Source organism: Oceaniferula marina (genome assembly GCF_013391475.1).
Lineage (GTDB): Bacteria > Verrucomicrobiota > Verrucomicrobiia > Verrucomicrobiales > Akkermansiaceae > Oceaniferula > Oceaniferula marina.
Genome location: NZ_JACBAZ010000022.1, coordinates 1 through 10333, shown reverse-complemented (window position 1 = coordinate 10333; position 10333 = coordinate 1). Strand labels below are relative to the sequence as shown.

13 protein-coding genes are annotated in these 10333 nt (G+C 42.4%); all 13 read left to right on the top strand.

The annotated features are described in order from the left end of the window. Positions 1 to 545 (top strand): hypothetical protein (locus HW115_RS18860; RefSeq protein ID WP_227021675.1); only part of this gene is annotated, 545 nt, incomplete at its 5' end. Between the two features lie 607 nt (positions 546 to 1152). Then, positions 1153 to 1692 (top strand): hypothetical protein, encoded by a 540-nt coding sequence (locus HW115_RS18855; RefSeq protein WP_178935050.1) that lies wholly within the window; start codon positions 1153 to 1155, stop codon positions 1690 to 1692. Between the two features lie 113 nt (positions 1693 to 1805). After that, positions 1806 to 2315 carry a DUF4339 domain-containing protein gene (locus tag HW115_RS18850; protein ID WP_178935048.1) on the top strand — a complete coding sequence of 170 codons (510 nt, stop codon included), beginning with the start codon at positions 1806 to 1808 and terminating at the stop codon, positions 2313 to 2315. Between the two features lie 143 nt (positions 2316 to 2458). Then, complete coding sequence (locus HW115_RS18845) at positions 2459 to 2899, top strand: hypothetical protein (protein ID WP_178935046.1); 441 nt, start codon at positions 2459 to 2461, stop codon at positions 2897 to 2899. Positions 2900 to 3010: 111 nt separating this feature from the next. Further along, positions 3011 to 3439, top strand: a complete 429-nt coding sequence (locus tag HW115_RS18840) for a hypothetical protein (protein ID WP_178935044.1) — start codon at positions 3011 to 3013, stop codon at positions 3437 to 3439. A gap of 719 nt (positions 3440 to 4158) precedes the next feature. Continuing rightward, on the top strand, positions 4159 to 4581 hold the full coding sequence (locus HW115_RS18835; protein WP_178935042.1) for a hypothetical protein: 423 nt from the start codon (positions 4159 to 4161) through the stop codon (positions 4579 to 4581). A gap of 126 nt (positions 4582 to 4707) precedes the next feature. Continuing rightward, positions 4708 to 5232: a hypothetical protein gene (locus HW115_RS18830; protein WP_178935040.1), complete on the top strand. Its 525-nt coding sequence runs from the start codon at positions 4708 to 4710 to the stop codon at positions 5230 to 5232. 121 nt (positions 5233 to 5353) lie between these two features. After that, positions 5354 to 5722: a hypothetical protein gene (locus tag HW115_RS18825; protein ID WP_178935038.1), complete on the top strand. Its 369-nt coding sequence runs from the start codon at positions 5354 to 5356 to the stop codon at positions 5720 to 5722. Positions 5723 to 5828: 106 nt separating this feature from the next. Further along, positions 5829 to 6311 carry a hypothetical protein gene (locus HW115_RS18820; RefSeq protein ID WP_178935036.1) on the top strand — a complete coding sequence of 161 codons (483 nt, stop codon included), beginning with the start codon at positions 5829 to 5831 and terminating at the stop codon, positions 6309 to 6311. Between the two features lie 570 nt (positions 6312 to 6881). Continuing rightward, positions 6882 to 7304 (top strand): hypothetical protein, encoded by a 423-nt coding sequence (locus HW115_RS18815; RefSeq protein WP_178935034.1) that lies wholly within the window; start codon positions 6882 to 6884, stop codon positions 7302 to 7304. Positions 7305 to 7406: 102 nt separating this feature from the next. Continuing rightward, positions 7407 to 7784: a hypothetical protein gene (locus tag HW115_RS18810; RefSeq protein WP_178935032.1), complete on the top strand. Its 378-nt coding sequence runs from the start codon at positions 7407 to 7409 to the stop codon at positions 7782 to 7784. Positions 7785 to 7930: 146 nt separating this feature from the next. Next, a complete protein-coding gene (locus HW115_RS18805) occupies positions 7931 to 8281 on the top strand; it encodes a hypothetical protein (protein WP_178935030.1) in 351 nt (116 codons plus the stop codon). Between the two features lie 151 nt (positions 8282 to 8432). Continuing rightward, entirely contained in the window at positions 8433 to 9023 is a 591-nt protein-coding gene (locus HW115_RS18800) for a hypothetical protein (RefSeq protein ID WP_178935028.1), read from the top strand. Positions 9024 to 10333 lie beyond the last annotated feature (1310 nt).

Genomic DNA, 10333 nt, shown 5'->3' with positions numbered 1-10333 from the left:
CTGGTACATCGCTGCCGGTGTGCTTTACGTTCTGCAAAAAAATGAACTGTTTTCTCAAAATCATACTTTTTATTTCGATTGCTTCAAACTGCTTAGGCTCTGTTGCCCCTACTAGGGTTTCGGTCGTTAATATTGAATTTGATGGATCCTACCGCATCTTCGCCACTATTCATGGTAATCCCATAGTGAAGGTGAAGAAATTAATGTTATTTGTTAAGAAACCGAAATCTACAATAGTTATACCTGATTCCCTTTTGCGGGAGTTGAGTTTGACATCCCTTTATAAAGCTTCAATAGAGCCTAGTGATTGGGAGGATGATGAGCTCTTTCTTTCTATTCCTATAAGGGACGTCAATCAAATTGATGATAGGACTAAAGATGATGAAGTAGTTTTCATGTTTAAGAAAAGTAAGTATAAGTCAGGATGGATTGAGGTTCAAACATCTAAAGGTACATCGAAACTTCATCATTTTACAAGCGACATTCCAAAGATTAAAACTATGAGAATTGAACCAGCAGAACAAGTCGCAGCACCCGACCGTTAGTAGCTAAGTGGCCAGGTTTTTCTGACTGTTCTTTGAGGATTGAAACTTTAACTCGCCCATCTGCCATTACATCACGGCCGGTGTGCTTTACGTTATGCGAAAAAATAGGCAGATCATTCAAATGGTTGACTATTCCGAATCGGCTCGAAGGATGAAACCATAAGTTTGTTCACTCAGTGGATTCANGCAGAACAAGTCGCAGCACCCGACCGTTAGTAGCTAAGTGGCCAGGTTTTTCTGACTGTTCTTTGAGGATTGAAACTTTAACTCGCCCATCTGCCATTACATCACGGCCGGTGTGCTTTACGTTATGCGAAAAAATAGGCAGATCATTCGAATGGTTGACTATTCCGAATCGGCTCGAAGGATGAAACCATAAGTTTGTTCACTCAGTGGATTCAACGGTTTTCCTTGTAAGGCTAAGCGATTATTCTGATCAGCGATCAGCAAAATCTGTATTCTTAATCGCTCTTGAAAGTAACCAGAAAGACGGGGGAAACTAATTGCATAACAAGTCGCTGCACCCGACCACTAGTAGCTGACTGGCCAGGTTTTGTTTCTATTCCTCAAAAGGAAATCTATTAATCCGTTCATCTGCCATTTCATCGTGGCGGGTGAGCTTTACGTTCGGCAAAAAATCATGCGTTCCTCCGACTTCAGACTACGACTCGACGCTGCATCGTTTTATGTAACGCGATTCGCATTGACTATGGTTCGTGACAAGCTGCCTTACGACTTTCGCTATACTACGATTCTGAACTCATCCTACGATGGTAATCGCGCCACGGACGAAGTAATATTTCCCGAAGACAATAACGTGATTCACAACGATTTAGATGCGAAGGAGGTGGTTAATTTGCTTTGCCGTGACCAACGAGTTCCGCAGTGGATTGATATTTCCGTCGCCTTCCGAGGCCGCAAGCATACTCATCTAGAGTTAATTTGTTGCGGCCGTTATCATTCAGAAGATGATCGCTTAACGTATTTTGACCAAGGCACACAGCCATTTGGTATTAAGAGTCCAAATCTACCTCGGGGGCATACAGACGGTAAACTATTTCGTTTGCCCCGAGAAAAGGAATATTTCGAGCGCATATACAAGCACCACAAAAAACAAGCCGAACAAGTCGCAGCACCCGACAGCTAGTAGCTGTCGGGCCAGGATTTATCGACTTTGGAATAGAGATTGAAACTTTAAACTTTGCACTTCTGGTACATCGCTGCCGGTGTGCTTTACGTTCTGCAAAAAATAAAAATCATATGAATAACTACTACTTACACCGCGATAACCAGAATTACGGACCTTACCCTGAATCTCAAATACTCCAAATGTTACAGTCAGGACAAATACAAGCACAAGAGATGATTTGTATCGTTGGAGGAAGCGAATGGATACAAGCAACCGCTCTACAACAGGCTTCTTTGTCTCCAAATTTACAAGCTGCGACTACTGTTACTGCTTCTGGGAATCAGGTGCCTGTGGTTACAGATGAGCATGTTGCCGCCGCGAAACTGAGACTTAAAGCTCCTATGTTGGGTATTGTTTTCTCTATTGCTCTCCCTTGTATATTATGGGCAGCCAAAAATGATGCCGAACGAGGGGTGAGAACTACTGGTCGACACTCTGCTGCTAAAAACTTAGCTAAACAAAATACTGGTTTATTACCCATGGCCATCATAATTGCCCCAATCGGAGTGGTTTTATCAGGGGTTTGGTTCCGCAAAAGATTAGCTGTTTATAAGGGTTTAAAGGCTGAGTGGAAGAAATAATAACAAGCAGAACAAGTCGTTGCACCCGACCGCTAGTAGCTGACTGGCCAGGCTTTTTCAGCTGTTCTACAGAATTGAAACTTTAATTGTTTCATCGACGCTTCCATCGCGGCCGGTGAACTTTACGTTCGACAAAAAATATCATGCATAGCAAACCTCAACGATACACATTCTATTCAATATCAATACTGAGTATTCTTATTGTTGGTGTAGCATGGTTACGGTTGAGTGATACGTTTGGGATTGCCGATGAAATCCGTCATTCGGGACTCAGTGTATCGCTGGCTCTATTTCTTATTGCATGGGTTTATCCGTTAAAAACGTTTGATGATAACGGTAGCATTATTGGTATGCACCGTGAGGCTCTGAGGGCTTCTGGATTTTTTATATTCACGTCGATATGTATGCCGATTGAAGAACTCTTGGGTTCCTCTCTACCTGAGTGGGGAAACTTATTTCTGACACTGGGAGTGCTATTGATGGCATTAGTGATATATCAGATTATGCTGCGCCTTGTTTCTAGACGTATTTCAGTAACAAAAAAATCGTCGAACAAGTCGTTGCACCCGACCGCTAGTAGCTGAGTAGTCAGGTTTCGCTACTGCTCTACAAGATTGAAAGATTAACCGTTTATCGACGCTTCCATCACGGCGGGTGAACTTTACGTTAGGCAATATAATATGAAGACATCGCACATGAAAAATTTACTCGTCATATCAGTTCTCCTCATAGCCGTCATAATTACTCCTGCATGTAAGATTGGTGGAACCTCATCAGGATCTAGTGGGCGTGGATATGGCAATTTATATGTTAAATATTTGTGGACAGGAACTGATGACGGACTAAAGAATATTGATTGGCTTATCATCTGTTCTGAATTTCCGAGTAATCAGAGTTACACTGGCGCTAGTGGCAAGTGGATCATAAGCTTCAAGGATGGATCGACTCATGAGATTGTGCCATCTAAGGGAAGCGTGACATGGTTGAGCCCCGCCGATAAGCCTCGGCTCATTGAAGTTGATGATATCGATGTTTTGGTTAAGCGAATTGATGAATCACAAGCTGAGATGGTTGATGTGATGTTTGAGAGTCCAGAAGCATTAATCCGTGAAGCAACAAAATAATTCAGCCTAACAAGTCGTTGCACCCGACGGCTAGTAGCTGACATGTCAGGTTTTTAGACCATTAATCAAAATTGAAACTTTAACCGTTTATCTGGGCTTTCATCGCCGCGGGTGAACTTTACGTTAGGCGAAAATGATACAGACATCACACAAAGCGAAATTAGCAAAAGGGACGATCTACCCCTTAAATGCTACAGATATGAGTATGTCCCTTGGTGATGTGATTTCTAAGAGAATTACGCTTAACTTTTTGCAAACTCCGTTTAGATATCAATCTTACATCGAAGTCTTGCGAAATCCCTACGCTAAAAAGCTATTAGTCGAGTTTCTATACACAAATCGTGATATCAGAGCTGCAACACCACGAGATCATTCAAAGTGTCCATATATTGGAGAGCGGGAACACTTATATATATATCCCATTCTCTATAAATACAAAGAAGAGATATATTCGGAATTAATGATCGAAGGTTTGCCTAGGCTCAAGACATGGCTTCAAATTGATCGAGAGGATACATGGCGATCTAGTCAGCACTACTTTGAAATCTGGTGGGATTCACAATTAGGGGCTATCGAAATAGAATGTGCCTAACAAGTCGTTGCACCCGACAGCTAGTAGCTACCGTGCCAGGTTTTGCTACAGTTAATCAGAATTGAAACATTAACCGTTTGTCTGCGCTTTGATCGCTGCGGGTGAACTTTACGTTAGCCAATAAAATATGAAGACACCTCTCGTCATAGTTTTGCAACTGCTTCTTATTTTGTCTTTGTCTGCACAATTTGATTATCCTGAGGCGAAGCCAAAGGCTGATCAGGAACTTCAAGCTGATATCATAGGAAAATGGAAGCATTCTGATAAAAGCGGATATAGCCGACAACTCATTTTCAGTAATAATGGAGTCTTCACTGATACTGTGAGGACTAAAGATGGTTCTGTGAAGACGGATAAGGGGTTGTATCATATCCGCAATGGGGAGTTAACGATGGATTACACGAAGGGTAAGGGAAAAGAAAAGCTGAAATATCTGTTCATAGATGACGAATTTATGATTGAGGGTGATACCCTATGGCTGTCGAAGAACTTTGGGGTAGGTGGAGATAAGTTCCTCAAGTTCAAAAGAATGAGAATTCAAAACGGCTAACAAGTCGTTGCACCCGACCGCTAGTAGCTGCCGGGCGAGGTTTTTCTACTGTTCTAGAGAATTGAAACTTTAATCGTTTCATCGACGCTTACATCGCGGCCGGTGAACTTTACGTTAGCTAATAATATGAAAAACTTCCGAATCCATATCACACTAATTTTGATTGTCGTTTCACTTACTCACGTTAGCGCTCAAAAACAAAAGAGGTATAAGCCATCAGAGTGGCCTGGCTTAAAATACTCGAAAGTCATTGCAGTTACCTATGATTACACCCAAAACAAAAATCATAAAGTTTATGATGCTCTGGCTGTTGATGGAGCGAAACTATCTAAAGGCATATATCTCACATCACAAGCGTTGTCTAAAAACCAGATAAAGAGACTTTTTAAGGCTATTACAGACAAAAGCATGGAAGATGCTACCAAGAAGAGTCTTTTTGAGCCGCATCACGCATTTATTTTTTATGATGTAGATAGCAAGATAATTGGTAGCATAAGTTTGGATTTTAATGTAGGGCTAGCTATTCCATTAGGCGAATTTGCTCCTTATTGGGACTTTAAGAGCCTGAAGATACTTCTAAAGGAACTGGGGATGGAGTTTCATGATACAAATGCAAAATATACGCAGGCCTATAAAAAACAAAAAAGCTAACAAGTCGTTGCACCCGACGTAGAGTAGCTGCGCAGCCAAATTTTTTAGGTAGTTTTAACCATTAACAACACAGTGAAGGATACCATCACTCTACGCCGGTGAACTTTACGTTCGGCAAAAAATGAAGAAAGAACTTATAATAATAGCCATACTCCAAATGGCATGTTCCATTTCATGGTTTGTTCATATGTCCTATCTTAGGAGCGATTACGGGAATATACGCTTTAGATTAGGTCAAGATTTAGGTGAACTTGAGGCGTATTCAAAGTTACGAGATCAAGGAGTAGTTTTACCTGATGGAATTCGTGAGCACCCTAATAAAGATTTGATGATCGATTTGGGGACTGGGATCCATGAGCTGACCTATATGATGCCTGCAGCATTTGTGCAGGTTTGCATTATATTGGCACTCTTTATTTTAGCCTTTAGTAAACCATCTTCCAATTTAGGCACAAATCAAGCCGAACAAGTCGCAGCACCCGACAGCTAGTAGCTGTCGAGTTTGCGACGGCAAACCCTTTTACGTCATTGTATCTATAATTCGCATATTGGCGCCTGATCGCTGCCGGTGTGCTTTACGTTCGGCAATAACAATTATGAAAACAATACTACTGGCAATATTCATCGCCATATTTACCGCAACAACAAGTTTTGGAACTTCAACTATACCATTCAAGGTATCCAAAATTACGGTGGATTATGGACAAGGGCGGAAAGCTATTTTCAGCTTCGACATTGGAGGACTGGCACATGGAGATAAACGGCATAAGATCCCTAAAGTTGTGGCTGTAGAATTCGTGTTTTCTAATGGCACTACAGCCAAAATATCTGCCGAAGGTCTTAAGGGAATCGAGATAATAGACATTCATTCTACGATGATTGAGACTGGAGTTAAGAAAGGAAGTTGGTTTCTGACCACAAGGATTAAGAACGTTAAAAAGTTGGATGACAGAGTTGCCAATGATTGGGTGGTTTTTGTCTTTAAGGCCTACAAGTATGAGCGTCGATGGTTAGAACGCAACAGCCCCAGAAATGCTCTAATAACACAAGCCGAACAAGGCGTTGCACCCGATGGCTAGTAGCTAACCTGCCAAGTTTTTCGACCATTAATCAGAATTGAAACTTTAACCGTTTATCCGAGCTTCCATCGCCACGGGTGAACTTTACGTTAGCCAAAAAATAGCATGACTACACCAAACATATTGAAAATCAGTATCAATGGTTGTTTCATGCTTCTCGGCGGCGTAATTATCGGAAGCTTGCTCGTGAGTGCGTCATGGTCTTTTATTATTCATGATAGGGCATTTCAATGTTCTGACGACACAGGAGCTTTTCTCGGTTTTATCGGTGAGCTAGATTCTTGCCGTATTTATGACACTTTGGCTGATGGTTGGTCTTGGGAGAGAATAGAGACAATTCGTAGATTTCATGTTGCCACATTCTGGATAATCACATCCATACCAGTGCTATATGTGGTTTGGATCATTTTTAGGTCAAAGCAGTATAATCAAAAACTGGGCTAACAAGTCGTTGCACCCGACCGCTAGTAGCTTCCGGGCCAGGTTTTACTACTGTTTCTTAGAATTGAAATTTTAACCGTTTCATCGACGCTTCCATCGCGGCCGGTGAACTTTACGTTGGGCAAAAAAATGAAACGCTCTTTACTGGTGAGACTAGTTATCTGTTTGTCGCTTATTATTCTAGCTTACTCAACCTACAGTCTGCGAAGTTTATACCTGAAGCCACCTTTGGAGATTAGTTCGGATATTCCTCTAGAAGCACAGCACGTGATTGCTGACTGGTATGATAATTCAGGTGATGTCCCGCACCCTCAATTTAACCTACATAATGTGCTGTATGCGCTGCTTCATCCTCACAGGTCAACAACCGCAAGTATCTATGTCGAGCATTATGGGTCACGCCAGTCTCATGGTGAGGGCCTAATTGTGCTGTATTGCAATGTGGATGATGGATATTTTGTGAGTTTTTCACAGTTTGACGATGGATGGCGGTTCCATAGGATTGAAGCTGAAAATCAACAAGCCCAACAAGTCGTTGCACCCGACCGCTAGTAGCTGACTGGCCAGGTTTTGCTACTGTTCTAGAGAATTGAAACTTTAATCGTTTCATCGACGCTTTCATCGCGGCCGGTGAACTTTACGTTAGCTAAAAAAATGAATACAGAAACACTGTCTACGTTACGCAAAAATTTTGAGATATTTCTTTGTTGGTTCGCAGCAGCCCATTTAGTCCGCTCATTTCTGGCAGGACTGGGAATACCCGTTTCTATTGCTTATATGGTGAAGCAGGGAGGATCATTTGATTCTACTGGTTTGCTTTGGCTTACTACGTTGGCTGCTAGCCTTCCTGGTGTTGTTACAGCTGTCTGGATGTGGAAGCGTGAGTATTCGAGTAATAAGAGTAGAATAATATGGACTATATTTGGACTTGCTTCTGCACTCTGGGCTATATGCTTTTATCTACTGATGATCATAGTAACTGATCGTCTCAAGGATAAAACCGCCAATGAGTTGATTGATAAACAAGAATAATCTGAGCTAACAAGTCGTTGCACCCGACCGCTAGTAGCTGACTGGCCAGGTTTTTAGGCTGTTCTACAGAATTGAAACTTTAATCGTGTCATCGACGCTTACATCGCGGCCGGTGAACTTTACGTTATGCAAAAAATGGGAAGCGTATGACTGCATCCACAAATATACAGCCTTTCATTGATGCGTTATCTTCGGATTGGGAACAAGCGCTTCAGCATGACGAATGGTTTTTCAGTTCTCTAATCGAGGGGACCACTTCAGAGCTGTCGCCACATGAGGCATTTGATGCTATCGATGAACTAGTTGCGCTTTTGATAAGCCAGAGAGATTCTACTCTGATCTACTATTGTGGTGTGTTTCTTATCAGCCTGATTCGTCTCTCAGATACTTCTGAGGTGCCTGTAGTTCTTCGAAGTTCATGGGATTCAGTTGTAAGTATTTTAGATGATAGTCCGGATATTCTTCAGCAATTACAAGAGTGGTATCGCAGACCATAATTGCCAAAAAATAAACTGGCATAACAAGTCGCAGCACCCGACCGCTAGCAGCTGACTGGCCAGGTTTTTCGGCTGTTCTACACGATTGAAACTTATAAACTTATGCAACTGGTTCATCACGGCCGGTGTGCTTTACGTTCGACAAAAAATCATGAAAAAACTGTTCATCATTTTCTTGTCCGTAATGAGCTTTGTTTCTTGTAAGAATAGGGCTGTTATCTCTGAGGGCGAAAATGCCTCCAAAGAGGTTACCCTTGAATATAAGTCTGATGCCGATATAGAAGGTATTTGGCTATTACATAAGAAGACGTCTAAGGCAGAAGTTAAATTGCTTTCCTCAAGTCTCTCTAATTCAGAGGTGATCATTATCACCTCTGATGGTGACGGCCTATGGTATACTCTATCCGTAGTTGAAGAGATAGGTGATACACCTGCCATTAGAGAATTAGGCGCTACTCTTGATTGCAGAGGTGCTCCACAATCAAGTCGAACTGATGATGGCCTCTCTCTTCGTGAAGGTCGAGGAGCCGCGAATGATCTAATCTTCTCATCCAACACTTCCCCTACATATTTTGATTTAGCAGTTAGGAAGTATACTGAAGACATTAATGCGTATTTTAATGAAGATGATTGGGTTATTACTGGGAGATATATTCGTGTTCCAAGCATAGGTGTTAATTATATTCACAGTAAGCATCTTCGAGAGTTGGATGATCATTGGAAGAGTGAACAAGTTGAGTAGATATAACAAGTCGAACAAGTCGCAGCACCCGACAGCTAGTAGCTGTCGAGTTTGCGACGGCAAACGATTTTACGACATTGTATCTTTAATTCGTATATCGGCGCCTGATCGCTGCCGGTGTGCTTTACGTTCTGCAAAAAAAACTCAGCACTTCCAGGAATGTTGACTATTCCGAATCGGCTCGAAGGATGAAACCATAAGTTTGATTACTCAGATTATTCATCGGCTTTCCTTGCAAGGCACATGAATTCGGGTGTCACGTTCCATAAGTTTGTTCACTCAGTGGAATCATTAGCTTTCTCCGCAAGGCACACGAATTCGGGTGTCACGTTCCATAGGTTGTGATCAAGAAAGATGGGTTCGGAGTCGCACTTGAAAGCAACCAGAAAAGCGGGGGAAACTAATCGGCAGAACAAGTCGCAGCACCCGACAGCTAGTAGCTGTCGAGTTTGCGACNGTCACGTTCCATAAGTTTGTTCACTCAGTGGAATCATTAGCTTTCTCCGCAAGGCACACGAATTCGGGTGTCACGTTCCATAGGTTGTGATCAAGAAAGATGGGTTCGGAGTCGCACTTGAAAGCAACCAGAAAAGCGGGGGAAACTAATCGGCAGAACAAGTCGCAGCACCCGACAGCTAGTAGCTGTCGAGTTTGCGACGGTAACCGTTTTACGTCATTGTATCTTTAATTCGCATATCGACGCATGATCGCTGCCGGTGTGCTTTACGTTCTGCAAAAAAACTTAGCACTTCCAGAAAGGTTGATAATCCCGAATCGGCTCGAAGGATGAAACCATAAGTTTGTTCACTCAGTGAAATCATCGGCTTTCCTTGCAAGGCACACGAATTCGGGTGTCACGTTCCATAAGTTGTGAGCAATAAAGATGGATTCCTATTCGCTCTTGAAAGCAACGAGAAAAGCGGGGGGAACAAATCGGCAGAACAAGTCGCTGCACCCGACCACTAGTAGCTGACGGGCCAGGTTTTGTTTCTGTTCCTCAAAAGGAAATCTATTAATCCGTTCATCTGCCATTTCATCGTGGCGGGTGAGCTTTACGTTATGCGAAAAAATAGGCAGATCATTCAAATGGTTGATTATTCCGAAGCGGCTCGAAGGATGAAACCATAAGTTTGTTCACTCAGTGGATTCAACGGTTTTCCTCGCAAGGCGGAATGAATGCTTGATCGAGATTCGCTGAAATCTGTATTCCGAGTCATTCGTAAAAGCATCAGGAAAGACGGAGGAAACCAAATTGCATAACAAGTCGCTGCACTCGACCACTAGTAGCTGACTGGCCAGGTTTTGTTTCT